This window comes from Paenibacillus sp. J22P143, from assembly GCF_059692035.1.
This window is the reverse complement of sequence record NZ_JCAUAQ010000029.1, coordinates 32,963-59,248: the sequence shown is the minus strand read 5'-3', so window position 1 is coordinate 59,248 and position 26,286 is coordinate 32,963. Positions and strand designations below refer to the sequence as shown.

Genomic DNA, 26,286 nt, shown 5'->3' with positions numbered 1-26,286 from the left:
TGATGGCGGAGGGGACCCACGCGTTCCCATCTCGAACACGACCGTTAAGCCCTCCAGCGTCGATGGTACTTGAACCGCAGGGTTCTGGGAGAGTAGAACGTTGCCAAGCAGAAGATGAAACCTTTTTGAGAGAAATCTCAGAAAGGTTTTTTGTATTTTAAATGGGCCTCCTTTTTATGTATTTGGAGTAGCGCTAATAGCTTTTATTAAATTAATTTCGAATAAATCTGTAGGTAAGGTCAACAATAGTAAGGTTCACATAAGGAGATCGGATCCGTGGGGGGAGACATTTTAGGAGCAGTACTTGTCAAAAAGAAAGGAAATGATTATAATTTAGTTAAGGTCAAAGAAAGTCAAAGTCAATTTACTTCTAGAAATCTGGGAGGACGAATTGATGCGCAATGTATCAGAAATTATTGAACAGTATTTGAAACATGTCCTGCAACAAAGCACGGAAGGGGCTATCGAGATTCAACGGAATGATTTGGCTGACCAGTTCCAATGCGTACCGTCTCAGATCAATTATGTCATTAGTACAAGGTTCACCTTGGAAAAAGGCTATTTGGTGGAAAGTAAACGCGGCGGCGGCGGCTATATTCGGATCCAGAAGATCGAGCTCAAGAGTCATGGGTCTATTTTGGATCATATTTTCCGTACGATTCATACCCACATTGATCAAGTCACCTCAGAGGGGCTTATTTATCAATTGCAAGAGGGGCACTATATTTCCACCAGAGAAGCTAACCTGATTCGGGCAGCAATATCCAGAGATGTATTGACCTTTAAACTGCCGCTGCGTGATGAAATTCGGGCCAAGATTCTTAAAGCAATGCTGATATCCTTGCTTAGCAGATAAGGAGGCAGATGGAATGGTTTGTCAGGAATGCGGGAAACGACCGGCGACTCTTCACTTCACGAAGATTGTGAATGGAGACAAGAACGAGTTCCACATTTGTGAGAATTGTGCTCGCGAGAAGGGTGAGATGATCCCAGGAACATCGAACGGCTTTTCGATTCACAATTTATTATCAGGCTTACTTGATTTTGAACCATTGTCCGCGGCAAAGTCTCAGGCCATCCGCTGTGATAACTGCGGTCTTACGTATTCGCAATTCAGTAAATTAGGTCGGTTTGGTTGTGGCTCTTGTTATCAAAGCTTTTCGGTCAAACTAGACCCTCTTTTCAAGCGAGTGCATGGGAATGTTGTTCATGTAGGAAAAGTTCCCAAACGCAGTGGCGGTATCATTCAAAGCAAGCGTGAAATCGATCTTTTGAAGAAAGATATGATGACCTGTATTGAGAGCGAAGAATTCGAGCAGGCTGCCCAGATACGTGACCAAATTCGTGAGATTGAGAAGAAAATTGCGGGTATGTAAGTTTGTAAGGGAGTGTGAATCCAGTGACATTACAGCGGTTTACAGGAGATGCTTTGAGTGAATGGATGAAGGGTGAAGGGCCAGAGTCGGATATTGTCATAAGCAGTCGAATCCGTATTGCTCGTAATCTGAGAGATTATCCATATCCCATGCTCGCGACGAATCAACAATCTCAGGAAGTGCTGGAACAGCTATCGGGTGTTCTTGAGAATGAAGAGTTGGAGACGATAAGCAACTTCTCGCTCATTCCATTGGCAGAGCTTAATGAACTCGAACGAATGGTGCTAGTGGAGAAACATTTAATTAGTCCTAATTTAGCTAACGAATCCAGGAATGGTGCCGTTATTTTAAGCGATAATGAATCGATTAGTATTATGATCAATGAAGAGGATCATCTTCGCATACAGTGTTTATGTCCAGGTTTCCAGATTAAAGAGGTTTGGGACTTGGCCAATCAAATTGATGATATTTTTGAAACGCAAATGGATTATGGGTACGATGAAAAAAGAGGCTACCTAACGAGTTGCCCGACAAATGTCGGAACGGGGATACGCGCTTCAGTCATGATGCACCTACCCGCGTTAGTGCTTAGTCAGCAAATTAATCGTATTTTATCCGCAGTTACACAAGTTGGGTTGACGGTTAGAGGATTATATGGGGAAGGTAGCGAAGCTTTAGGTAATCTATTCCAAATCTCTAATCAAATCACGTTAGGTCAATCGGAAGAAGAGATTATTGATAATTTATACAGTGTGGCCAGGCAAATTATAGAGCATGAACGTGCCGCGAGACATAAGCTATTACAAGAGTCTAGAATGCGGATTATTGATCGTGTGAATCGCTCGCTTGGTATTCTATCCTATGCAGGGATTATCGACTCTAAGGAAGCGGCACAGCGATTGTCAGATGTACGACTGGGGATCGATGTAGGTATCATCAACAATGTATCCTCACATGTTCTCAATGAACTGTTGGTCATGACACAACCAGGTTTTCTTCAGCAATATGCGGGTGAGAAGCTGAATGCCGAAGAGCGAGACATGCGACGTGCAGAACTGATCCGAGAGAAATTTGGTCGGGTATAAGAAAGAAGCAAGATAAGATTCATCCTTTAGGAATTTCATAGATATACTACTTTTGGAGGTGTTCGCTATGATGTTTGGCAGATTTACGGAACGTGCGCAGAAGGTGCTTTCTCTTGCTCAAGAGGAGGCTGTTCGATTAGGACATAACAATATTGGAACAGAGCACATTTTACTAGGACTTATTCGTGAAGGTGAAGGCATTGCTGCTAAAGCACTCGTTGCGCTCGGCCTAGGTCTTGAGAAGATTCAAGATGAAGTCGAATCTCTAATTGGCAGAGGACAGGAGCAGCCTACCAACATCGCGTATACACCTAGAGCTAAGAAAGTCATTGAGCTTTCGATGGATGAAGCAAGAAAATTAGGTCACACGTATGTGGGGACTGAACATATTTTGCTCGGACTTATTCGTGAGGGTGAGGGCGTAGCAGCAAGAGTTCTTAACAATCTTGGCGTATCCTTGAACAAGGCGCGTCAGCAAGTTCTGCAGCTTCTGGGCAGCAGCGAAACGGTTTCACCTAGCCATGGTACGAATCCGAATGTGAACACGCCTACATTGGATGGTTTGGCAAGAGATTTGACCGCCTATGCCAAAGAAGGGCATTTGGACCCTGTTATCGGCCGTAGCAAAGAGATAGAGCGTGTTATCCAAGTGTTGAGCCGTAGAACGAAGAACAATCCTGTGCTGATTGGTGAGCCAGGAGTCGGTAAAACAGCGATCGCGGAAGGACTTGCGCAGAAAATCATTAACAATGAAATTCCAGAAACATTGAAAGATAAACGCGTAATGACCCTTGATATGGGCTCTGTTGTTGCAGGTACGAAGTATCGCGGTGAATTCGAGGATCGTCTCAAAAAGATCATGGATGAAATTCGCCAAGCGGGAAATATCGTGTTGTTCATTGATGAGCTTCACACCTTGATTGGTGCTGGGGGAGCGGAAGGTGCTATTGACGCTTCTAATATCCTGAAGCCGGCACTTGCTAGAGGCGAGCTGCAATGTATTGGTGCTACCACATTGGATGAGTACCGCAAATACATTGAGAAAGATGCCGCACTCGAGCGTCGTTTCCAACCGATTACGGTAGACCAACCATCTCCAGAAGAAGCGGTTCAAATCTTGTATGGGTTGCGTGACCGTTATGAAGCGCATCACCGTGTGAAAATTACAGATGCTGCGATTCAAGAAGCTGTAAAGCTGTCAGATCGTTATATCACGGATCGTTTCTTACCTGATAAAGCGATCGACTTGATCGATGAAGCGAGTTCCAAGGTTAGATTGCGCTCATACACAACGCCGCCATCCTTGAAGCAGCTTGAACTTAAATTAGAGAACATCCGTAAAGAGAAAGACGCTGCGGTTCAAAGCCAAGAGTTCGAGAAAGCGGCAGGACTTCGTGATACGGAGCAAAAGCTTCGCGAAGAGCTTGACTCGACGAAGAACGAGTGGAAAGAGAAACAAGGTCGCCTGGATACGGAAGTTACGCCGGATGATATCGCCCAAATCGTTGCGAGCTGGACGGGAATTCCTGTGAGCAAGCTTGCTGAGGAAGAAACAGATCGTTTGCTCAAAATGGAAGATATCCTTCATGAGCGAGTCATTGGACAAGAAGAAGCGGTTAAAGCTGTAAGTCGTGCGATCCGCCGCGCAAGAGCAGGTTTGAAAGATCCTAAGCGTCCGATGGGCTCATTTATTTTCCTTGGACCTACAGGGGTTGGTAAAACCGAGCTTGCACGTGCACTAGCGGAATCCCTCTTCGGAGATGATAACGCCGTTGTTCGTATCGATATGTCCGAATATATGGAGAAGCATTCAACATCCCGTTTAGTAGGGGCGCCTCCAGGGTATGTAGGTTATGAAGAGGGCGGTCAGCTAACAGAGAAAGTTCGCCGTAAACCATACTCCGTCGTCCTCCTCGATGAAATCGAGAAGGCGCATCCAGAAGTATTCAACATCCTTTTACAAGTGTTAGAGGATGGTCGATTAACGGATTCCAAAGGCCGTACCGTTGATTTCCGGAACACACTCATCATTATGACTTCCAACGTGGGCGCGGACTTGATTAAGAAAAACTCCTCGCTTGGCTTCACAGCTGCACTTGATGCTGGAAGAGACTATACGAACATGAAAGACAAGGTTATGGGCGAGTTGAAGAAAAGCTTCCGTCCAGAGTTCCTTAACCGGATCGATGAAATTATCGTGTTCCACTCTTTGGATGAATCGCACATTGCACAAATTGTTAGCTTAATGGCTGATGATCTTCGTAAGCGTCTGAAAGAGCAAGAGGTTGATTTCTTGCTCACCGACAAGGCGAAAATGTTCCTTGCCAAGGAAGGCTTTGATCCAACCTATGGTGCACGTCCATTACGCAGAGCGATTCAGAAGCATATTGAAGATCGCTTATCGGAAGAATTGCTGAGAGGCAATATTTCCAAAGGTGACTCACTGACGATCGACGAGAATGAAGGCGAACTAGTCGTCCTGAAAGGCGAAGGCGTCTCATTGTCGAAGTAAAAGAAAGCAAAGAAGCATTTTGCTTCATCCGATGAGGATGGAGTGAAATGCTTTTTATTTCAACTGGCACTTTCATGAGAAACATAATAATGGTAAAATTATTGGTAAGGATAGCCAAAAAGGATATCCCAAATTAAGGAGTAGCTTCTTCAATGAGTAAACAAAAAACGAAATTTAGCTGCCAAGAATGCGGGTATGATTCACCGAAATGGATGGGCAAATGCCCAGGTTGTCAGTCTTGGAATACGATGGTGGAAGAAATAGAAACGGTTGTTCGTACGCAGGGAATGACTTCTTCAATCCCCAAAACGAAAGAAAAAGCGATCCCCATCATACATATAGAAAGCAGCTCTGAACCAAGAGTTGTCACAAGCAACAAAGAATTAAATCGGGTCCTAGGCGGAGGTATTGTCCCTGGGTCACTCATCCTCGTCGGTGGAGATCCTGGCATTGGGAAATCAACCTTGCTTCTGCAAACGTCCTTCGAACTCACACAAGCCCAGCAAAAAGTCCTTTATATATCAGGAGAAGAATCCATCAAGCAGACGAAACTTCGTGCTGACCGTTTGAATGCTTCATCTCCGTTGTTATACGTATTATGTGAGACGAACCTCGAGCTTATTGAGGAGGCTATACAAGAAACGAATCCTGATTTTCTCGTCATTGACTCGATCCAAACGGTATTCCATCCGGCGATTACTTCGGCACCTGGAACCGTATCGCAGGTTCGAGAATGCACAGGGCATTTTATGAGAATAGCTAAGGGTAAGGGAATTGCAACGGTCCTTGTCGGGCATGTGACGAAGGAAGGGGCAATAGCGGGTCCAAGAATGCTGGAGCATATGGTCGATTGTGTACTCTACTTTGAAGGCGAACGGCATCATTCTTATCGTGTGTTAAGAGCGGTGAAGAACCGTTTTGGCTCAACGAATGAAATCGGTATATTTGAAATGCAAGAGGTTGGTCTCGTCGAAGTTAACAATCCGTCTGAGCTGTTCCTATCAGAAAGACCGATTGGCGTGGCTGGTTCAGCTGTTGTAGCTAGCATGGAGGGGACACGTCCCGTCTTGGTGGAGATTCAAGCATTAGTTACTTCGACGAACTTTCCATCCCCGAGAAGGATGGCAACGGGCGTCGATCACAATCGCCTCTCTTTAATTATCGCGGTATTAGAGAAACGAATGGGCATGTTTTTGCAGAATCAAGATGCCTACCTCAACGTGGCAGGTGGAATCAAGCTGGATGAACCAGCCGTGGATTTGGCGATAGCGATTAGTATCGCATCCAGTTTTCGGGATCAACCGACGCAACCATTTGATGTCGTGTTCGGTGAGATCGGCTTAACGGGGGAAGTCCGCGGCGTATCTCGGATTGATCAACGTGTGAAGGAAGCAGAGAAGCTTGGTTTTAGCAGAGTTATTATGCCTGAGAAAAGTTTAAAGGGGTGGACACATCCGAAAGGGATGGAGATTATTGGCGTAAACACGGTGGCAGAGGCATTGAAAGCAGCGCTTGGTTAACGTGGGTTCTGCAAGCTACAAGCCTTCAGGAGGAAAATGATGAGTAAAGAAGAGACGAAACGAGATGTGATGAGCCAATTGCTTCAGTTGGTAGCGCCTGGTACGCCATTTCGTGATGGATTGGAGAATGTTTTACGCGCCAAAACAGGTGGCCTGATCGTTGTAGGTTTCAGTTCCGAGGTAACTGAGATCGTGGATGGTGGGTTCTCAATAAATTGCGACTTTTCGCCCAATTATTTGTATGAGCTTGCCAAAATGGATGGTGCTATAATCCTCAGCCAGGACATTAAGCGTATTCTTTATGCGAACACACAACTAATTCCGGATTCTTCGATTTCCTCTTCTGAAACAGGGATTAGACATCGAACAGCTGAGCGTGTGGCGAAACAGACGAATAAATTAGTTGTTTCCATTTCACAGCGGCGGAATGTAATTACGCTCTATCAAGGTAATTTAAGGTATGCGCTGAAAGATATTGGCGTCATCCTTACCAAAGCCAACCAAGCGATCCAGACGTTGGAGCGATACAAGGTAGTTTTGGATCAGTCCTTAACGAACCTGAGCGCATCAGAGTTTGAGGAGTTAGTTACCTTGCATGATATTACCAATGTTATCGCGAGGTTCGAGATGGTCCTACGCATCAAAGCCGAGATTAATCGTTATATTAACGAACTTGGCAATGAAGGACGCTTAATTAGCATGCAGTTAGAAGAACTTGTTGGGAATGCGGAACTTGAGGCGCGTTTGCTCGTAAAAGATTATGTAAGGGAATTATCCGAAGAAAGAGTCAAGGAGATGCAGGCAGGTTTGAAGCGTCTGTCATCTGATGAACTGTTAGAGCCTCAGCAGATTATTCGTCTGCTTGGGTATTCTCATACCAATTCGATTGCTGAAGAGCCGGTATCCCCCCGTGGCTTCCGCATTTTAGGCAAAATCCCGCGGTTACCATCGATTATTATTGGTAATCTTGTGGAGAAGTTTGGCTACTTGCCACACATGATGATGGCGACGATCGAGGAATTGGATGAAGTTGACGGAATCGGAGAAGTGAGAGCCCGCGCCATTAAGGAAGGTCTCAAAAGAATTCAGGAACAAGTGTTCATTGACAGACATATTTAAAGTGGATACAATCATAAAGTATCATTGTTGAGGTTTCATGTAGTCAAGTTTAGGGTATAGTAAATCCAGAGGTGGACAAAAACATATGTTAACAAAATCAATTCCCAGTCTCTTTACAGTAGGGAACTTATTCCTAGGCGTTCTATCGATTATCCTAGCCTTCAGTGGTGAACATGGTATTGCTGCCGTTCTTGTCATTGTCGCTATGCTATTGGATGGACTCGATGGGCGTGTAGCAAGAGCGTTGAACGCTCAAAGTGAGTTCGGTAAAGAATTAGACTCCTTATCCGATGTTATTTCATTCGGTGTCGCTCCTGCTTTCATCATGTATGTAGTTGCATTCAACGATCCTACAGTCATTAGTCCAGCATTTGCTTGGATTGTTACGGCGATCTTCCCGATTTGCGGAGCGCTGCGGTTAGCCAGATTCAATGTTGTTGCCGGTACGCCTGGCTATTTCATCGGTTTACCGATTCCAGCAGCAGGCGGTGTTCTTTGTACGTTAGCTCTATTCGTAAATGATATCAATGTGTATGTACTTCTTGTAAGTACAATTCTATTGTCATACTTAATGGTCAGCACAGTGAAATATCCGAATTTCAAAAAAGCAGGTATCCCTAAGGCTGCGATTTGGATCACACCAATTATTGTTGCAGCAGCAATTTTGATTGCAATCAAATGGCCTGAATCCATTTCCAAAATGATTTTCGTACCGCTTCTGGGGTACGCACTCTACGGCCTAAAAAAAAACGTTGATGGATACTTCATCCGTCTCCGTAATCTTCGCAGAAAGAACAAAAGACGTGGCGTAGACGACAGCAATTCAGTGAAATCTGACGTCTAGCACGTTGTTCGAAAATAAAAAGCATTTATTTTCTCCTGAACCCTCAGGAAGAAAATAAATGCTTTTTTTGTTTTCATCATCATGACATGTTGAATAGGCCTAGTGTGGTGCATTTTTTTGATTCATTCTCAACGACTTGTTCCAAATTAATATCAAGAATGTTGCTTAGCGCAGACATGTAGAAAAGATTCCTACCTAGTTCGCTACTAACGACCTCAATGCATTGTTCACATAAGTGACCAGATACATGGGTGCGAAGAACATCCTTAGCCTCATCCAAGGTCATCTCTGGATGATACTCTTGCTTGGCTGCATGAACTTGAATACATCCACATTCAGTAATGGATTTCACGACGGAACGATTGGTTGCTGCGCCTGACTGCTGAAATTTGGATAACACGTCAAGCAAACTACGGTGACGGAGTAACAATTCAGACACTTGATCTTGAAACTGCTTTAAAGTCAAGGAGCTCATTCCATCCACCTCGGGTAGGTTGGTAACTTCCATTTCATTATAATGGATGCCCTCTAATATTTCAATTTTCCGACTAAAGAAGTGATTAACGTTGCATAAATTGGAACATAATTGTAATAAGGCTCAAAAAAAGTTGATGCAGGAGGTGAATCTGTGATGAAGAAATGGGTACAAATCATTTTAGCTATCATGGGTGGCAGTTTAGGTTATAGGTGGAGCGATTCGTTCCTTCGAACGACGGATGTCATCAGTCAAGCAGGACAAGTATTTTGGATTAATAGTTTATGTGCAGTAGGTATGTTTTTAATTTCAGCGTGGGTAGCTAGCATTGGCATGAATCTGCTGATGAGAGGGGAACGCAATGTCACGGATATTCCCGTGTCTGACTTACTTTCCGGTACGTTAGGTCTCGTGATTGGGCTATTGGTTTCAGTCATGTTATTCCCAGTGCTTGAGCAAGCCAAATGGGCAGGTCCATTCCTACCCTTCATCGTTTCAGCTGTATTGGGGGTTATGGGCTTCCGTATCGGCTACAGCAAGCGGGAAGAGCTCGTGCAGGTCATTGCCAAGAGCCGATCTGGAGGGCCTGAGAAGCAGACGCATCGTCCGTACGAAGAACATAAGATTTTGGATACGAGTGTCATCATCGATGGCCGAATTGCAGACATTTGCAAGACAGGCTTTATCGAAGGAACCTTAGTTATTCCGGAGTTCGTATTGGAAGAGCTGCAGCACATTGCAGATTCCTCAGATTTACTGAAGCGAAACCGTGGGCGTCGCGGGCTGGACATTTTGAACAAAATCCAAAAAGAGCTTGAAGTCAAAGTCCTCATTTATGAAGGGGATTTCGAAGAAATTGCCGAAGTGGACAGTAAGTTGGTTCGCTTAGCCAAAGTGCTTCAAGGGAAAGTAATTACGAATGATTTTAACCTCAATAAAGTGTGTGAACTGCAAGGTGTATCGGTGCTCAATATCAACGATCTTGCGAATGCAGTGAAGCCAGTTGTCCTACCGGGAGAAGAAATTATTGTTCAAGTCATTAAAGACGGTAAAGAACATGGACAAGGTGTAGCTTATCTGGATGATGGTACGATGATCGTAGTCGAAGGTGGACGAGATTTCATCGGCATGACGCTCGAAGTGATGGTAACGAGTGTACTACAGACATCTGCTGGCCGCATGATTTTCGCGAAACCAAAACTATTGGAAAAAGCACAGTAAAACCAGTATGATAAGGAGATGTAACATAGCTCTTTCAAGTTGACTTGGGTCTATGCTTACGAAGAAAGCTTTCGTTTGGAAAGCGCCAAGTTGGAGGACTTATGGGGAAGCTAGGGGTTATCATCGTGGCAGCGGGCAAGGGTTCGCGCATGGGTACAGCAGAAAGCAAACAATACCTGCAACTGGGACAGAAGCCAATTCTGGTACATACCTTGCAATTATTTCAAAACATACATGAAGTGGATGAAATCATTCTCGTTGTTGGTGCAGATGATGTGAATCGCTGTAACGGCTATGTCACGAGCTATGCACTTATGAAGGTAACTTGTGTGCTAGCAGGAGGCGCGGAGCGTCAAGATTCCGTTAGACGAGGTCTGAATGCCCTGCAAGAGGGCACGGAATGGGTGCTTGTGCATGACGGTGTTCGCCCTTTCGCGAAAAAAGAACATATGTTCGAGTGTCTGGCAAAGGCACAAGAAGTAGGAGCAGCTGTCTTAGCCGTTCCCGTCAAGGATACAATTAAGGTTGTGGATGCATTGGATAAGCGCATTCAATCAACACCGGATAGACGAAGCTTGTGGGCCATCCAAACGCCGCAGGCTTTTCGTCTTTCTCTCCTGCAAGAAGCGCATGAGAAGGCCCTAGAGGATAAGTTCATGGGGACCGATGATGCGAGTTTAGTGGAGCGTTTAGGCGCTGCGGTTCATGTCGTAGAAGGGGACTATTATAATATCAAAATAACGACCCCGGAAGATTTACCTTGGGCAGATTGGATATTACATAACGTAAGGGGGGTGGAACGCACATGATTCGTGTAGGAAATGGATTTGATGTTCATCAATTGGTAGAAGGCCGCAAGTGCATTATTGGAGGCGTAACGATCCCTTATGAAAAAGGATTGCTCGGTCACTCCGATGCGGACGTGCTGCTGCACGCAATTAGTGACGCTATCTTAGGCGCACTGGGTCTTGGCGATATCGGGAAGCATTTCCCGGATACGGCTGCTGAGTACAAAGACGCCGATAGCTTAGTCTTATTGAAGCGGGTATGGCAGTTAGCGAAAGAAAGAGGTTACAAATTGGGGAATGCAGATTCCACGATTATCGCTCAGAAGCCGAAGATGCTGCCTTACATCTCACAAATGGTTGAAATCATCGCCGCCGCGTTAGAAGCAGAGCCAGATCAAGTCAACGTGAAAGCGACAACGACGGAACAGCTTGGATTTACGGGGCGAGGCGAGGGAATTGCCGCACAATCGGTTGTTTGTTTAATTCGAGATGTGCTAAAATAGCAGGTATTCATGCATGGAAGAAGAGGGGATACATCAATGAATCAGCCTTTACGCGTGCGTTATGCACCTAGTCCGACAGGACATTTACATATTGGCGGTGCCCGTACGGCGCTGTTTGATTATTTATTAGCTCGCAAGAACGGCGGCGCATTTGTTGTGCGCTTTGAAGATACGGATCAAACTCGTCATAAGGAGTCGGGAATCGAGGACCAATTGAACGGTTTGAGATGGCTGGGCTTAGAATGGGATGAGAGCGTGGATATCGGAGGTCCATACGGTCCTTACCGTCAGATGGAGAGACTCGACATTTACCGCACTTATCTAGATAAATTGTTACAGAGCGGTCATGCCTACGGATGCTATTGTTCGGAAGCCGATCTAGAGCAAGAGCGCGCTGAACAAGAAGCTAGCGGGGAAATGGGCGGCTACTCCGGCAAATGCCGTAACCTAACGCCTGAGCAAGTAGCAGCGTATCAAGCAGAAGGCCGCGTCCCAGCTACACGTTTCCGTGTACCTGCCGATCGCATCATTGCCATCGAAGATAAAGTTCGCGAACATGTGGAATTCGATTCCAATGGGATTGGCGATTTTATTATTGCGCGTCCTGACGGCATTCCTACTTATAACTTTGCTGTTATTGTGGATGATCATTTGATGGAAATCAACTTGGTTATTCGTGGTGAAGAACATCTGTCTAACACGCCAAGACAAATCCTCATGTACGAAGCACTGGATATGCCGATTCCGGAGTTTGCCCATTTGGCTCTGATCTTGAATCCTGACCGCAAAAAGATGAGCAAGCGGGATGAGTCCATCATCCAGTTTATCGAACAGTACCGCGAGCTCGGCTATTTGCCTGAAGCGGTTGTGAACTTCATCGCGTTACTAGGTTGGTCACCTGGCGGAGAAGAAGAGATGTTCACCAAGGAAGAATTAATCGCGCAGTTTGATTTGGATCGTGTATCGAAGAGTCCAGCTGTGTTTGATATGGATAAATTGAATTGGATGAACAATGCTTATTTGAAAAAGGCTCCGCTGTCCCGCATCGTAGACCTCTGCTTGCCGCATTTGCGGAAGGCTGGCTACATCCAAGGCGACTTGGATGCAGCTGCACAAGCATGGGTGGAGGCGCTCGTAGGCCTCAACCAAGAAAGAATGCGCTACGCGGCAGAGATCGTGGACTTATCGGCGATCTTCTTCAAAGAAGAGCTGATCATCGACGACGAAGCGGCAGCCGTGTTGAAAGAAGAACATGTGCCTGTCGTGTTGACAAGCTTCTTAGCTCAGGTCGAGCAAGCGGAAGCTTTTACCGTTGAAGCCATGCCGGCACTGCTTAAAGCTGTGCAGAAGGAAACAGGCTTCAAAGGGAAGCAGCTGTTCATGTCCGTTCGCTCCGCATTGACAGGTCAAGTCCATGGACCGGATCTGAATGTGTCCCTTTACCTATTAGGGAAAGAAAAAGTCGTTTCACGTCTACAGAGCTTATTGTAAAGCGGGTTTCTTTTCGTTATACTTAACTCAATGAAATACGAAATGCCATGATCAGGAGAGTATGGTTAAGTGAGGATTTGTCAGAGAGGATAATCAAGGCCGCGAGGTCTTGGCTGTGAGTTATCCAATCCTTGTAATCAGAAATGCACCTGGGAGCAGCCGCGCCGAATACTCACCTGAGTCAGGTAGGCGCAGCCGGAACACCCACGTTACGGGTTTGAGTTGGGAGACTTCCGAGTCACCAAGCAGAGTGGAACCGCGATAACCACGCCTCTGCAGCCTTAGGGCTGCAGGGGCTTTTTTTATTTTTTACCAACATCATACTAGGCAAGAAGGTGAGCATATGTGGTCAACGATCAAATCTGATATATCCGCCGTATTCGATAACGACCCTGCAGCGCGCAGTTGGTTTGAGGTTGTTTTTACGTATTCGGGACTTCATGCGATTTGGTCGCATCGAATTGGACATTGGTTTTATACAAGAAAGTTGTATACCTTGGCGCGTATCGTTTCTCAAATAAGTCGTTTCATGACAGGAATCGAAATCCATCCGGGTGCAACGATCGGTCAAAGATTGTTTATTGATCACGGGATGGGCGTTGTCATCGGAGAAACCTGTGAGATCGGAGATGATGTCATCCTGTATCAAGGGGTAACTTTAGGTGGAACAGGGAAAGAGAAAGGTAAGAGACACCCAACAATTGGCAATAATGTAGTTATTGGTTCGGGTGCCAAAATTCTCGGATCCTTCCTTGTTGGCGAAAACTCACGCATTGGCTCCAATGCCGTTGTCATTCAGGAGGTTCCTTCCAATAGCACCGTCGTCACGATTCCTGCAAGACTTGTGAAACGAGATGGCGTTCGTGTGAATAGATTGGATCATGGCAATTTGCCCGATCCAATTGTCGATATTTTCCAAGAATTACAGAATCAAATTAATGAGTTGAAATTCCAACTGGAAGAAGAACGGAAGCAGAATGGAGAACTGAGGAGAACATGACACTCAAGGTATATAATACAATGACTCGCAAGAAGGAAGAGTTTGTTCCGATTGAGCCCGGTAAAGTGAAGATGTACGTATGTGGCCCAACCGTATATAACTACATTCATATCGGCAATGGCCGACCTGTTATATTTTTCGACGTCGTTCGTCGTTATTTGGAAACGCAGCAGTATGAAGTGACCTATATCACAAACTTCACCGATGTGGATGATAAAATGATTCGCAAAGCCGAGGAGATGGCGGTTTCCGTCCCAGAGCTAGCCGAAACATTTATCGCGGCTTTCTTAGAAGATATCCACTCCTTAGGTGTTCATGAAGCCACTTTGAACCCGCGGGTAACTGAGAATATGCAAGAAATTATTGATTTCATTGCTGTGTTAGTGGAGAAGGATTTCGCTTACGAAGCTCGCGGCGATGTGTACTATCGGACATCTAAATTCACAGCATACGGCAAGCTTTCTAGTCAAAACTTGGATGAACTCCAGTACGGTATTCGTGTTGAAGTCGACGACCGGAAAGAAAATCCGCAGGACTTTGTCCTATGGAAAGCTGCGAAGCCAGGTGAGATTTATTGGGATAGCCCTTGGGGCCAAGGCCGACCAGGCTGGCATATTGAGTGCTCTGCCATGGTCCGCAAATATTTAGGCGAAACAATTGATATTCACGGAGGCGGGCAAGATTTAACATTCCCTCACCACGAATGTGAGATTGCTCAAACCGAGGCGGTAACGGGTCATCCAATGGCCAATTATTGGCTGCACAATGCGTTTCTTAATATCGACAACGAGAAAATGTCGAAATCGCTCGGAAATGGTATTCTGATCCGCGATCTCATTAAACAAATTAAACCACAAGTTTTCCGTTTCTTCATGCTATCTGCGCATTATCGGAATCCGCTAAATTTCAGTGATGAGAGCTTGAAGCAAGCAGCGAATGCGTTGGAACGAATTCAGAATGCCTACGATAATATGAAGCACCGTCTAGCTACAGCATCGGCAACAGGTGAAGTTGAAGCGGGAATTGCAGATAAACTGCAGGCGATTTCGAAACAATTTACAGATAAAATGAATGATGATTTTAATACGCCGGATGCGATTACCGCGGTGTTCGATCTTGTTGCGGAAGCGAACTTGTACTTACAACAGGAGCGGGTGAATGCGGACGCAGTGAAGCTCTACATGGAGCAGCTAGAAGCGTTCGATGTAACGCTCGGCATTCTTTCACAGCAAGCAGATGAATTACTGGATGAAGAGATCGAGCAGTTGATTATCGAACGTACGGAGTCGCGGAAATCGAAGAATTGGGCACGCGCGGATGAAATCCGTGATTTGTTGACGGAGAAAGGGATATTCCTTGAAGATACACCACAAGGCATACGCTGGCGCCGCAAATGATTGACTTGAACAATAATGCCGCCAACCTATTTGCGTTCCCACCATCCAAAAGTCCCAATTTATTAAATCCGCTAGTGCTGGCGTATATTGGAGATGCTGTCTATGAGGTTTATATCCGACAATATGTCATCTCAGGGGCTAATCATCGCCCGAACCATTTGCATAAAGCATCGACGGGGTATGTCTCCGCCAAAGCGCAGTCCAAATTGTTGACGGCGTTAATGCCAACGCTAACGGAAGAAGAAGTAGACATTGTGAAACGGGGACGTAATGCCAAGTCAGGAACAACAGCCAAAAACGCGGATGTGCTGGAATATCGGCACAGCACCGCGTTTGAGTGCTTAATCGGTTATTTATATTACAAACAATCCTTTGAGCGATTGAAAGAGATATTAGACTTCGCCATCACGTATGGTCAGAATCAGAAGTAAGACAGGAGTTCGCAAGAACCATAAAGCGTATGCTTACGATGCCAGTTTTTCTAGCGAAAAACTTTTAGGAGGAATTAAGATGGATGAAGATATTATCGGCGGGAAGCACTCCGTATTGGAGGCGCTCCGCGCAGGACGGACAATTAATAAAATATGGATTGCGGAGAGTGCTCAGAAGCAATTCGCAGGCCCGATCGTGGCAGAAGCCAAAAATCTAGGCATTATTGTCCAGTTTACGGACAAGCGTAAGCTGGATCAAATGGCAGAAGGGCTTCAGCACCAAGGCGTCGTTGCGCAAGTGGCTGCCTATGAATATGTGGAAGTAGAGGACATTCTAGCCAAAGCGAAAGAGCTCGGACAAGAACCTTTCATTCTGATTCTCGATGAAATCGAAGATCCGCATAACCTAGGATCCATTCTGCGTACAGCAGATTGTACGGGGGTTCATGGTGTGATTATACCGAAACGCCGTTCCGTTGGATTAACCGCAACTGTTTCCAAGACCTCTGCTGGTGCGGTAGAGTATGTACCCGTTGCACGCGTAACCAATATTGCCCAAACGATTGAGCAATTGAAAGAGCAAGGCGTGTGGGTAGCAGGCACGGATGTTTCAGCTGCTCAGGATGTGTATAAAGCCAACTTTACGATTCCGATTGCCCTAGTTATTGGGAACGAAGGTAAAGGTGTTGGTCGACTCATTAAAGAAAGATGCGACTTCTTAGTTAAGCTGCCAATGGCCGGACATGTTAATTCGTTGAATGCCTCCGTTGCCGCGGGTGTATTGATGTATGAGGTGGTAAGACAGCGCAATAAAAGTTAAAGAGGATGGAACAGATCCTAATTGTAGATGGCTACAACATTATCGGCGCCTGGCCTGAATTAAGTAAATTAAAGGATACCGACCTCGAAGGTGCCCGTGACGGGCTGATCCACATGCTTGCGGAATTTCAATCATTTTCGGGTATGAAAGTTTATCTTGTTTTTGATGCCTACATGGTACCAGGGCTCGGTAAGAAATATGTGCAGAACAAGCTGGCTGTGCTCTATACCAAAGAGAAGGAGACCGCAGATGAGCGAATCGAACGGCTGGTTACGAATCTGATGGGCCGGCGTAAGGAAATATTCGTGGCGACGTCGGATATGATCGAGCAACATGTCATATTTGGCAAAGGAGCGCTTCGCATGCCCGCCAAAGAATTGCTAGTGAAAATTAAGCAAAATCGTAAAGAGGTTCGAGAACGCATCGTGCCAGAGACGACAACGAAACGGAATCCATTCGAAGGCAAGCTGAGTGATGAGATGAAAGCGAAGTTTGAGCGATGGCGAAGAGGAGAGTAAATCCTCCAAATGCTAGAAATGGTGGGGTTCCCCGTTGACGGTGTGAGTTTTCATCATGTATACTTAACCTAACTTTTATAGTGAAATCTGGGTAGTCTTGCAGGCCGGAGGGATTGTTGGTGAGTGTCGACCTCAAAGAACTGAGAATGTACGATTATGACCTCAAGCCAGATGAAGACATTGTCGAAGCCGTCCGTGAAGGCAGTAGCGAAGCTTTGGAATATCTTATCAACAAGTATAAGAATTTTGTACGTGCCAAAGCACGTTCTTATTTTTTGATAGGTGCAGACCGAGAAGATATTGTGCAGGAAGGCATGATTGGTTTATACAAATCTATCCGCGACTTCCGAGGAGACAAGCTTGCTTCATTCAAAGCCTTTGCTGAACTGTGTATCACGCGGCAGATCATCACGGCGATTAAGACAGCAACTCGTCAAAAGCATATACCTCTTAATTCCTACGTGTCACTGGATAAGCCCATCTATGATGAAGATTCTGATCGTACGCTGCTTGATGTCATTAGCGGTTCCAGGGTCACTGACCCTGAAGAGCTAGTAATTAATCAAGAAGAGTTTACGGGACTTGAAGATAAAATGGGAGAAATTTTGAGCGACTTAGAGCGTAGAGTACTTATGCTCTATCTCGATGGCAGATCCTATCAAGAAATTGCTGTGGATCTCGATCGTCATGTGAAGTCAATTGACAATGCTCTCCAACGTGTCAAGCGCAAGCTTGAACGGTATTTAGAAGTTAGAGATTTGTAGAAATGCCCGTGCCGCTTGAGCTGTACGGGTCTTTTTCTTTGTTCGTATGTTTAGTAACTCTCGGGAGAGTCTATACTGGTGATACTCTTGCATTTGTGAGACTTCTACCTTGACACTCGGGGGGCAGTTGTGATAAAGTGTTTCAGGTAGCCCTAAAAGTCGCTTTCTTTTTGATGCGCTTAGAAGGGCTTTAATTAGAAAGTGTCTGTAGGAGGTGTACATCATGCGGGTCATCATCACATTAGCGTGCACAAATTGCAAACAAAGAAACTATGCATCCACTAAAAATAAGCGCAACAATCCCGACCGTATTGAGTTGAAGAAATATTGCAAATTTTGCAATGAACATACTGCTCATCGCGAGACTAGGTAGTTCTTTGGAGGTGTAGTTTGTGGCGTTCTTGGCTAGAATGAGACAAAGCTTCGGATCCACTTTTTCCTTCTTCACTGATAGTTGGTCAGAACTCAAAAAGGTCAAGTGGCCAAGTCGCAAAGAGATGACTACTTATACGCTCGTCGTTATAGGTACAGTAACTTTTGTTGCTATTTATTTTTTTGTGCTGGATCTAGGAATTTCTGAGTTGCTGCGCCTTGTTTTTAAATAAACAGGACTATAGGTGAATTTATTCATGGAAAAAAGATGGTACGTCGTACATACCTATTCAGGGTATGAGAACAAAGTGAAAGCCAACTTAGAGAAGCGCGTTGAGTCTATGGAAATGACGGACAAGATCTTCCGTGTGCTTGTGCCTATGGAAGAAGAACTGGTAAACAAAGACGGCAAGAAAAAAGTCGTCATGCGTAAAGTTTATCCAGGTTATGTCCTCGTGGAAATGATTCAAACCGACGACTCATGGTACGTAGTACGTAATACGCCAGGAGTAACTGGATTCGTAGGTTCTACTGGATCAGGCTCTAAACCAACGGCATTATTACCTGAGGAAGTTGAATCGATTCTGAAGCATATGGGAATGGAAGAACCGAAGGAAGTAATTGACTTCGAACTGAAAGAAACCGTACGCGTCAAGGTGGGTCCATTTGCAAACTTTGTTGGCTCTGTCGAAGAGATTATTGCCGATAAGGGTAAACTGAAGGTGCATGTCAACATGTTTGGTAGAGAAACACCGCTTGAACTCGATTTCGACCAAGTGGAAAAACTCTAAGCATGACAACCAAAAGGTTCGACCAGGTCTATTCCTTGGGATAGACCTACGTTAGTGGGATCGCTTAGATTCCTGAATAGTGAGACTTTGATTCGTCGAAGCTCCTATATTACTGCAAGGAGGTGTCTATCATGGCAAAAAAGGTTATTAAAATCGTGAAGCTTCAAGTTCAAGCTGCGAAAGCAAATCCAGCACCACCGATCGGTCCAGCATTGGGTCAAGCAGGTGTGAACATCATGGCTTTCTGTAAAGAGTTTAACGCTCGTACTGCTGATCAAGTTGGTCTAATTATCCCAGTTGAAATCACAGTTTTCGAAGACCGTTCCTTTACATTCATCACTAAAACGCCTCCGGCTGCAGTTCTTCTCCGCGTCGTTGCTGGTATCGCAAAAGGATCCGGTGAACCCAACAAAAAGAAAGTTGCAACTGTGAAACGCGCTCAAGTTCGCGAAATCGCTGAACAAAAAATGCCTGACCTAAATGCTGCATCCGTTGAGGCTGCAATGCGTATGGTTGAAGGTACTGCTCGTAGCATGGGAATCGTCATCGCAGATTAATTCCGCAAGGAATGCGACTGTGTAAGCTCGAAGCTTACAGAAATGTTTTCTACGAAAACATGGAAGTCGCTCGGTGGGAGGATTATCCGCTAATACCACTAAGGAGGATAAATATTATGCCTAAACACGGTAAAAAATACCGCGAAGTAGCTCAGCTTGTAAATGCTGAAACTTTGTACGATCCGTCAGAAGCAATCGAGCTTGTTAAGAAAACAGCTCCTGCTAAATTCGATGAAACTGTAGATGTTGCAGTTCGTCTGGGTGTAGACCCAAGAAAACAAGATCAGGCTGTTCGTGGTGTAGTTGTACTTCCACACGGTACTGGTAAAACAAAACGCGTTCTCGTATTTGCAAAAGGCGAGAAAGCAAAAGAGGCTGAAGCAGCTGGTGCAGATTTTGTTGGTGATGCAGACATGATCAACAAAATTCAACAAGGTTGGTTCGAATTCGATGTTTGCGTAGCTACTCCTGACATGATGAGCGAAGTTGGTAAACTGGGTCGTATCCTCGGGGGTAAAGGTCTTATGCCAAACCCTAAAGCAGGAACAGTTACTTTCGACGTTACTAAAGCTGTTCAAGAGATCAAAGCTGGTAAAATCGAATACCGTCTTGACAAAGCAGGCCAAATTCATGCTCCACTTGGTAAAGTATCTTTCGATGCAGACAAGTTGAACGAAAACTTCAAAGCATTGGTTGATGCACTTGTTAGAGCGAAACCAGCAGCGGCTAAAGGTGTATACCTGAAGAACATTGCTGTATCGTCCACAATGGGTCCAAGCGTACGTGTGAACCTGTCATCCTTCAGATAAGTAAAAGCTTCCAGTTGACTTCGGTTGCTGGGCGTGATACCCTATCAAAGGTCCTAAAAATGAATATGCAAACCGTAGACAGTAGGTGCCGAACGGCTTAATTTCCTACCGAGGTGTTATGATATATATAACGATTTCTTTGTACATCAAGGAAAAAGTGAACACATCATGCCTTCGTAGCGTCTACGAAGGCATTTCTTATTCATAGATAAGAAATGCTAATGCTCCTACTGTTTGCGATCTTGAAAGATAAATGCATAAGAAGTGAGGTGTACTATGGCAAACGCGAAAATTCTTGCAGAGAAAGAACTAGCAGTAGCTGAAGTGACTGAGAAGTTTAAAGCTAGTGCTTCTACAATCATAGCGGACTACCGCGGTTTGAACGTAGCTCAAGTAACACAGCTGCGCAAAACCTTGCGCGAAGCTGGTATTGAATTCGTAGTTCTCAAGAACTCGTTGGCTAGACGCGCATCGGCGAATGCTGAACTAAACGCATTGGATGAGTACCTAACAGGTCCAACTGCTATTGCTTTCAGCAAAGACGATCTAGTTGCTCCAGCGAAAATATTGACTGATTTTGCGAAAAAGAATGATAAATTGAGCGTAAAAGGTGGCGTGGTCGAAGGCCGCGTAGTTGGATACGATCAAATCAAAGCACTTGCAGAACTTCCATCCAGAGATGGTCTTCTCTCCATGTTGCTTAGCGTTCTTCAAGCTCCAGTTCGTAACTTTGCACTTGCTGTTAAAGCAGTTGCAGAGAAAAAAGAAGCTGAAGGTCAAGCTTAATTTTACCGCATTACGTGTTTTACAAACAAAAAAACTAATTTATTAATGATAATGGAGGTTTAACCATGAGCACAAATGCAACGATCCTAGAAGCAATCAAAGGCATGACAATCTTGGAATTGAACGACCTGGTTAAAGCAATCGAAGAAGAGTTTGGCGTTACAGCAGCAGCTCCAGTAGCAGCAGGCGTAGCAGCAGTAGCAGTTGAAGAAGCTCAAACTGAGTTTGACGTTATCTTGACAAGCGCTGGCGCTTCCAAAATCAACGTAATCAAAGTAGTTCGCGAAATCACAGGTCTTGGCCTGAAAGAAGCGAAAGACCTTGTTGACGGAGCTCCAAAAGCAGTTAAAGAAAAAGTTAGCCAAGAAGAAGCAGACGCTGTTAAAGCTAAGCTTACTGAAGCTGGCGCTTCCGTAGAAGTTAAGTAATTCTTTTTCTTAGGAAACCTCTTGAAGCTTGACTTCAAGAGGTTTTTTTCAACATTTAGCCTAGGTTTTTACCCTTAGGAAAGCCTTAGGAACGCACGTGGTTATTTGATTTTCCTATAGGTAGAAAAGGAGGGAATTCAAACGTGTCAGAGCATTATTACACACAACGGCCAACGGTAAAGAGCGATGTCCATACTACGCAAGAGATACTACGCGGTAAGACATTTACTTTTTTAACGGATGCGGGTGTGTTTTCGAAAAAAGGTGTCGATTACGGAAGTAAACATTTAATAGAAACGATGGAATTGCCGGAGGATGCGAGTGTTCTCGATGTGGGCTGTGGCTATGGACCGATGGGACTTAGTGCTGCGGTGATGTGCCCGAAAGGTCATGTGACAATGGTCGACATCAATGAGAGGGCAGTTGAGCTTTCAGTAGAAAATGCGCGGCGAAATGGTATTGCCAATGTCACGATTCTACAAAGCGATTTGTTGGAACAAGTGAAGGGTAAGAAATTTGACGCTGTTTTAACCAATCCGCCAATTCGCGCTGGGAAAGAAACGGTTCATCGGATTTTCGTAGAGGCATATGATTGTTTGAATGATGGAGGCTCAATATGGGTTGTGATTCAGAAGAAACAAGGAGCACCATCAGCGGTGAAAAAATTAGAAACCATGTATAGTGAAGTGGTTGAGGTTTCGAAGGATAAAGGCTACCGCATACTCAAGGCAATAAAGTAAGGTTCTTACGAATATACGTGGGAATTTGTTTGACTTGACATTTTAAATATGATATTATTAAAAAATGTCGGTATTAAGATGGGACACATGTCTTTAGTTAGTAAAAATGTCAAGTCTTTTTTTCAGCCAATATGCATGGAATTTGAACACCGAGGTATAATGTTTGAATTTTGGGAAATTCTAGCAGGATGAGAAGAGAATCTTGAAAAAGCCTTGTTGAATACAGAAAAAAACCTTCATCCATACAGTCGCTTAATTCGGACGGGCTCCACTAACGGAGGCGTCCTGAGTGTACGTAGGTCGAAGTTTTTCTTCTTTCTTTTTATTTATTGAGTAGAGTTGAGGGGTGAATGAAAGTTGGCGGGACATCTTGTTCAATTTGGACGACGTAAACGCAGGACTTATGCACGAATTAATGAGGTTCTGGGCATTCCAAACCTGATTGAAATCCAGCAAAAATCGTATGAGTGGTTTTTGGAAGAGGGACTTCGTGAGATGTTTCAGGATATCTCCCCGATTCAGGATTTTACAGGGAACCTAGTACTGGAGTTCATTGACTATAGCTTAGGCGATCCTAAGTATTCAGTTGATGAGTCCAAAGAACGCGACGTAACCTATGCGGCGCCGTTAAGAGTCAAAGTCCGTTTGATTAATAAGGAAACCGGTGAGGTCAAGGAACAAGAAGTGTTCATGGGGGATTTCCCTATTATGACTGATACGGGAACGTTCATTATTAACGGTGCGGAGCGTGTAATCGTCTCCCAGCTCGTTCGTTCTCCCAGTGTTTATTATAGCACGAAAGTGGATAAAAACGGCAAAAAAACTTACACAGCGACTGTTATTCCGAACCGTGGAGCATGGCTGGAGCTTGAGACTGATGCGAAGGATATCATCTATGTTCGTATCGATCGCACACGTAAAATTCCAGTTACCGTATTGCTTCGTTCATTAGGATTTGGCACGGATGCTGAGATTCTAGATTTGCTTGGCGATAACGAATATATTCGTAACACGCTCGATAAAGATAACACGGATTCTACGGAAAAAGCGTTAATCGAAATCTATGAGCGTCTTCGTCCAGGTGAGCCACCTACACTTGATAATGCAAGAAGCTTGATCGTTGCTCGTTTCTTTGATCCGAAGCGTTACGATTTGGCGAACGTAGGTCGCTACAAAATCAACAAGAAATTACACATCAAAAACAGATTGTTCAATCAGCGGTTGGCTGAAACTTTGGTGGATTCCGAAACGGGAGAAATCATTGCTGAAGCGGGACAATTATTGGATCGTCGTGTGCTAGATGAAATCCTTCCTTTTATCGAAAAAGGTGCGGGATATAAAGAGTTTACGATTCCTAAAGGTGTAACTGGCGCGGATACAATCCCTGTTCAGTGCATTAACGTGTATTCACCAACAGAAGAAGGCAAGGTAGTTAAGGTTATTTCTAACGGTGTTATTGATAAAGCTGTCAAAAACATCACGCCTGCCGATATCATTTCATCCATTAACTACTTTATTAACTTACTGCATGGTATTGGAAATACGGATGATATTGACCATCTTGGTAACCGTAGACTTCGTTCTGTAGGTGAATTGCTTCAAAACCAATTCCGTATCGGTTTGTCCCGTATGGAGCGTGTTGTTCGTGAGCGTATGTCGATTCAAGATGCTAATGTGATCACGCCACAAGCGTTAATCAACATTCGTCCTGTTATCGCGTCGATCAAAGAGTTCTTCGGTAGCTCCCAACTTTCTCAGTTTATGGACCAAACGAATCCACTTGCTGAATTGACGCACAAGAGACGTCTGTCTGCACTCGGACCCGGCGGTTTGACGAGAGAGCGCGCAGGGATGGAAGTTCGTGACGTGCATCACTCTCACTATGGCCGTATGTGTCCAATTGAGACGCCTGAGGGACCGAATATTGGTCTGATCAACTCCTTGTCTACGTTTGCCCGTATTAACGAGTATGGCTTCATTGAAGCTCCGTACCGTTGGGTAGATCCGAAGACAGGTTTGGTAACGTCACAAATCGCATACCTGACTGCGGATGAAGAAGATAACTACGTTATCGCGCAAGCGAATGCGAAATTGACGGAAGACAACAAATTCGTTGAAGACGCCATTATCGTTCGTTACAAAGATGATAACTTAACACTTCCGGTTGAACGTGTCGATTACATGGACGTTTCTCCGAAACAAGTTGTATCCGTTGCGACGGCGTTAATTCCGTTTCTTGAAAACGATGACTCCAACCGTGCGTTAATGGGTTCCAACATGCAACGTCAAGCAGTTCCACTTCTTATTCCTAAAGCACCGCTTGTAGGAACAGGTATGGAGCACAAAGTTGCTAAGGACTCAGGAGTATGTATTGTCTCCAAATTTGATGGAATTATTGAGAAAGCTGCTGCGAATGAAATTTGGCTGCGTCGTCAGGAAATGGTTGATGGCAAGCTAGTCAGCGGTAACATCGTCAAATATAAGCTTCACAAATTTATGCGTTCTAACCAAGGTACGTGCATTAATCAACGTCCAATTGTGAAAAAAGGTCAATTGATTAAAGCTGGCGATATTCTTGCAGATGGACCATCAACAGAACAAGGCGAATTGGCACTTGGGCGTAACGTAGTCGTAGCTTTCATGACTTGGGAAGGTTACAACTATGAGGATGCGATCTTGCTTAGCCAAAAACTTGTTAAAGAAGATGTGTACACATCCATTCATATCGAGGAATACGAGTCTGAAGCTCGTGATACGAAGCTAGGACCTGAAGAAATTACTCGCGACATCCCGAACGTAGGGGAAGACGCGCTTAAGAACCTTGATGAGCGCGGAATCATCCGTGTCGGTGCTGAAATCGGTGCTGGCGATATCCTCGTTGGTAAAGTAACACCTAAGGGTGTGACTGAACTGACTGCGGAAGAAAGATTGCTACACGCGATCTTTGGTGAGAAGGCTCGTGAGGTTCGTGATACGTCCCTACGCGTACCGCATGGTACAGACGGTATCGTTGTCGATGTGAAAGTATTTACGCGTGAGAACGGCGATGAGTTGCCTCCTGGTGTGAACCAACTCGTTCGTGTCTATATTGCTCAAAAACGGAAAATTTCCGAAGGCGACAAAATGGCGGGACGTCATGGTAACAAAGGGGTAGTAGCACGTATTCTGCCTGAAGAAGATATGCCTTTCCTTCCAGATGGTACGCCGGTTGAAGTCGTTCTGAATCCACTAGGGGTTCCTTCCCGGATGAACATCGGTCAAGTACTAGAAGTTCACTTGGGTATGGCTTCCAAGTATCTTGGTATTCATGCTGCTACACCGGTATTCGATGGAGCGCGTGAGTATGACGTATTTGATGCCATGGAAGAAGCAGGTATGCAACGCAGCGGTAAAACGATTCTGTATGATGGTCGTACAGGTGAGTCCTTCGAACGTGAAGTAACCGTTGGCGTGATGTACATGATCAAACTTGCACACATGGTTGACGATAAAATCCATGCCCGTTCCACAGGACCTTACTCGCTTGTTACTCAGCAGCCGCTGGGTGGTAAAGCGCAGTTCGGTGGACAACGTTTCGGGGAGATGGAGGTATGGGCGCTTGAGGCATATGGAGCTGCTTATACATTGCAAGAAATTCTTACCGTTAAGTCAGATGACGTTGTGGGCCGTGTGAAAACGTACGAATCCATTGTCAAAGGCGAGAATGTTCCAGAACCAGGTGTTCCGGAATCCTTCAAAGTTTTGATCAAAGAGCTTCAAAGTTTAGGTATGGATGTTAAAATCCTGTCTGGCGATGAAGAAGAGATCGAAATGCGCGAAGCTGATGATGACGACGAAGTGACGAGCGATAAATTAAACCTAAACATTGAGGGCTCCGAGCTTGGAGTCAACGAATAGTAACACCACAATAGAACGAGAACGATTCACTGTATAAGTGGG

Annotated in this window: 27 protein-coding genes, 1 rRNA gene and 1 other annotated feature; of the genes, 27 read left to right on the top strand and 1 reads right to left on the bottom strand. The window is 44.9% G+C overall.

What is annotated here, in order from left to right; translation table 11 throughout:
• The 8 genes from rrf to pssA form a co-directional block, all read left to right on the top strand.
• Positions 1-109, top strand: a 5S ribosomal RNA gene (gene rrf / locus AC58PQ_RS25655); the annotation flags it as partial.
• A gap of 285 nt (positions 110-394) precedes the next feature.
• Positions 395-856, top strand: a complete 462-nt coding sequence (locus AC58PQ_RS25650) for a CtsR family transcriptional regulator (protein ID WP_057313475.1) — start codon at positions 395-397, stop codon at positions 854-856.
• Positions 857-869: 13 nt separating this feature from the next.
• A complete protein-coding gene (gene mcsA / locus AC58PQ_RS25645) occupies positions 870-1,376 on the top strand; it encodes a protein-arginine kinase activator protein McsA (protein WP_477593113.1) in 507 nt (168 codons plus the stop codon).
• A 23-nt stretch (positions 1,377-1,399) separates the two neighbouring features.
• Positions 1,400-2,461: a protein-arginine kinase McsB gene (gene mcsB, locus AC58PQ_RS25640; protein WP_497246607.1), complete on the top strand. Its 1,062-nt coding sequence runs from the start codon at positions 1,400-1,402 to the stop codon at positions 2,459-2,461.
• A gap of 67 nt (positions 2,462-2,528) precedes the next feature.
• Positions 2,529-4,973 (top strand): ATP-dependent protease ATP-binding subunit ClpC, encoded by a 2,445-nt coding sequence (gene clpC, locus AC58PQ_RS25635; protein ID WP_477593115.1) that lies wholly within the window; start codon positions 2,529-2,531, stop codon positions 4,971-4,973.
• A gap of 152 nt (positions 4,974-5,125) precedes the next feature.
• Positions 5,126-6,493 carry a DNA repair protein RadA gene (gene radA, locus AC58PQ_RS25630; RefSeq protein WP_497246605.1) on the top strand — a complete coding sequence of 456 codons (1,368 nt, stop codon included), beginning with the start codon at positions 5,126-5,128 and terminating at the stop codon, positions 6,491-6,493.
• Between the two features lie 39 nt (positions 6,494-6,532).
• The gene (disA, locus tag AC58PQ_RS25625; protein WP_497246603.1) at positions 6,533-7,612 is read left to right on the top strand and encodes a DNA integrity scanning diadenylate cyclase DisA; all 1,080 of its coding nucleotides are present in this window, start codon (positions 6,533-6,535) and stop codon (positions 7,610-7,612) included.
• 85 nt (positions 7,613-7,697) lie between these two features.
• Complete coding sequence (gene pssA, locus AC58PQ_RS25620; protein ID WP_477593117.1) at positions 7,698-8,456, top strand: CDP-diacylglycerol--serine O-phosphatidyltransferase; 759 nt, start codon at positions 7,698-7,700, stop codon at positions 8,454-8,456.
• Between the two features lie 79 nt (positions 8,457-8,535).
• On the opposite strand, the gene AC58PQ_RS25615 is transcribed toward pssA, so the two are convergent.
• Entirely contained in the window at positions 8,536-8,931 is a 396-nt protein-coding gene (locus AC58PQ_RS25615) for a nucleoside triphosphate pyrophosphohydrolase family protein (RefSeq protein WP_477593118.1), read from the bottom strand.
• 153 nt (positions 8,932-9,084) lie between these two features.
• Here AC58PQ_RS25615 and AC58PQ_RS25610 point away from each other — a divergent pair, with 153 nt between their 5' ends.
• The 19 genes from AC58PQ_RS25610 to rpoB all read left to right on the top strand — a co-directional run bounded on the left by AC58PQ_RS25610 (position 9,085) and on the right by rpoB (position 26,244).
• A complete protein-coding gene (locus AC58PQ_RS25610) occupies positions 9,085-10,152 on the top strand; it encodes a PIN/TRAM domain-containing protein (protein WP_497246601.1) in 1,068 nt (355 codons plus the stop codon).
• A 101-nt stretch (positions 10,153-10,253) separates the two neighbouring features.
• Positions 10,254-10,961 carry a 2-C-methyl-D-erythritol 4-phosphate cytidylyltransferase gene (gene ispD / locus AC58PQ_RS25605; RefSeq protein ID WP_497246599.1) on the top strand — a complete coding sequence of 236 codons (708 nt, stop codon included), beginning with the start codon at positions 10,254-10,256 and terminating at the stop codon, positions 10,959-10,961.
• Positions 10,958-11,443 carry a 2-C-methyl-D-erythritol 2,4-cyclodiphosphate synthase gene (gene ispF, locus AC58PQ_RS25600; protein ID WP_497246597.1) on the top strand — a complete coding sequence of 162 codons (486 nt, stop codon included), beginning with the start codon at positions 10,958-10,960 and terminating at the stop codon, positions 11,441-11,443. The genes ispD and ispF overlap by 4 nt, the downstream gene beginning before the upstream one ends.
• A gap of 36 nt (positions 11,444-11,479) precedes the next feature.
• A complete protein-coding gene (gene gltX / locus AC58PQ_RS25595; protein ID WP_497246595.1) occupies positions 11,480-12,934 on the top strand; it encodes a glutamate--tRNA ligase in 1,455 nt (484 codons plus the stop codon).
• A 343-nt stretch (positions 12,935-13,277) separates the two neighbouring features.
• Entirely contained in the window at positions 13,278-13,934 is a 657-nt protein-coding gene (cysE, locus tag AC58PQ_RS25590) for a serine O-acetyltransferase (protein ID WP_497246593.1), read from the top strand.
• Positions 13,931-15,331: a cysteine--tRNA ligase gene (cysS, locus tag AC58PQ_RS25585; RefSeq protein ID WP_497246591.1), complete on the top strand. Its 1,401-nt coding sequence runs from the start codon at positions 13,931-13,933 to the stop codon at positions 15,329-15,331. Before cysE ends, cysS begins: the two co-directional genes overlap by 4 nt.
• On the top strand, positions 15,328-15,762 hold the full coding sequence (locus tag AC58PQ_RS25580; protein ID WP_497246589.1) for a Mini-ribonuclease 3: 435 nt from the start codon (positions 15,328-15,330) through the stop codon (positions 15,760-15,762). The genes cysS and AC58PQ_RS25580 overlap by 4 nt, the downstream gene beginning before the upstream one ends.
• 79 nt (positions 15,763-15,841) lie before the next feature.
• The gene (rlmB, locus tag AC58PQ_RS25575) at positions 15,842-16,582 is read left to right on the top strand and encodes a 23S rRNA (guanosine(2251)-2'-O)-methyltransferase RlmB (RefSeq protein ID WP_065858835.1); all 741 of its coding nucleotides are present in this window, start codon (positions 15,842-15,844) and stop codon (positions 16,580-16,582) included.
• 5 nt (positions 16,583-16,587) lie between these two features.
• The gene (locus tag AC58PQ_RS25570; RefSeq protein WP_497246587.1) at positions 16,588-17,100 is read left to right on the top strand and encodes an NYN domain-containing protein; all 513 of its coding nucleotides are present in this window, start codon (positions 16,588-16,590) and stop codon (positions 17,098-17,100) included.
• Positions 17,101-17,219: 119 nt separating this feature from the next.
• A complete protein-coding gene (gene sigH / locus AC58PQ_RS25565) occupies positions 17,220-17,864 on the top strand; it encodes an RNA polymerase sporulation sigma factor SigH (RefSeq protein WP_028557511.1) in 645 nt (214 codons plus the stop codon).
• Between the two features lie 223 nt (positions 17,865-18,087).
• Positions 18,088-18,237 (top strand): 50S ribosomal protein L33, encoded by a 150-nt coding sequence (gene rpmG, locus AC58PQ_RS25560; RefSeq protein ID WP_079418041.1) that lies wholly within the window; start codon positions 18,088-18,090, stop codon positions 18,235-18,237.
• 19 nt (positions 18,238-18,256) lie between these two features.
• Positions 18,257-18,469 carry a preprotein translocase subunit SecE gene (gene secE / locus AC58PQ_RS25555; protein WP_047683213.1) on the top strand — a complete coding sequence of 71 codons (213 nt, stop codon included), beginning with the start codon at positions 18,257-18,259 and terminating at the stop codon, positions 18,467-18,469.
• Between the two features lie 24 nt (positions 18,470-18,493).
• On the top strand, positions 18,494-19,027 hold the full coding sequence (gene nusG, locus AC58PQ_RS25550) for a transcription termination/antitermination protein NusG (protein ID WP_028557509.1): 534 nt from the start codon (positions 18,494-18,496) through the stop codon (positions 19,025-19,027).
• 131 nt (positions 19,028-19,158) lie between these two features.
• Positions 19,159-19,584 (top strand): 50S ribosomal protein L11, encoded by a 426-nt coding sequence (gene rplK, locus AC58PQ_RS25545; protein ID WP_497246585.1) that lies wholly within the window; start codon positions 19,159-19,161, stop codon positions 19,582-19,584.
• Positions 19,585-19,700: 116 nt separating this feature from the next.
• The gene (gene rplA / locus AC58PQ_RS25540) at positions 19,701-20,393 is read left to right on the top strand and encodes a 50S ribosomal protein L1 (protein ID WP_028557507.1); all 693 of its coding nucleotides are present in this window, start codon (positions 19,701-19,703) and stop codon (positions 20,391-20,393) included.
• A gap of 54 nt (positions 20,394-20,447) precedes the next feature.
• Positions 20,448-20,601, top strand: a sequence feature (ribosomal protein L10 leader region).
• Between the two features lie 68 nt (positions 20,602-20,669).
• The gene (rplJ, locus tag AC58PQ_RS25535) at positions 20,670-21,179 is read left to right on the top strand and encodes a 50S ribosomal protein L10 (RefSeq protein ID WP_497246583.1); all 510 of its coding nucleotides are present in this window, start codon (positions 20,670-20,672) and stop codon (positions 21,177-21,179) included.
• 65 nt (positions 21,180-21,244) lie between these two features.
• Positions 21,245-21,607, top strand: coding sequence for a 50S ribosomal protein L7/L12 (rplL, locus tag AC58PQ_RS25530; protein WP_056618322.1), 363 nt, complete (start codon positions 21,245-21,247; stop codon positions 21,605-21,607).
• A gap of 143 nt (positions 21,608-21,750) precedes the next feature.
• Positions 21,751-22,347, top strand: a complete 597-nt coding sequence (locus AC58PQ_RS25525; RefSeq protein WP_497246581.1) for a class I SAM-dependent methyltransferase — start codon at positions 21,751-21,753, stop codon at positions 22,345-22,347.
• Positions 22,348-22,704: 357 nt separating this feature from the next.
• Entirely contained in the window at positions 22,705-26,244 is a 3,540-nt protein-coding gene (gene rpoB, locus AC58PQ_RS25520; RefSeq protein ID WP_477593130.1) for a DNA-directed RNA polymerase subunit beta, read from the top strand.
• The last annotated feature ends 42 nt before the right edge of the window (positions 26,245-26,286 follow it).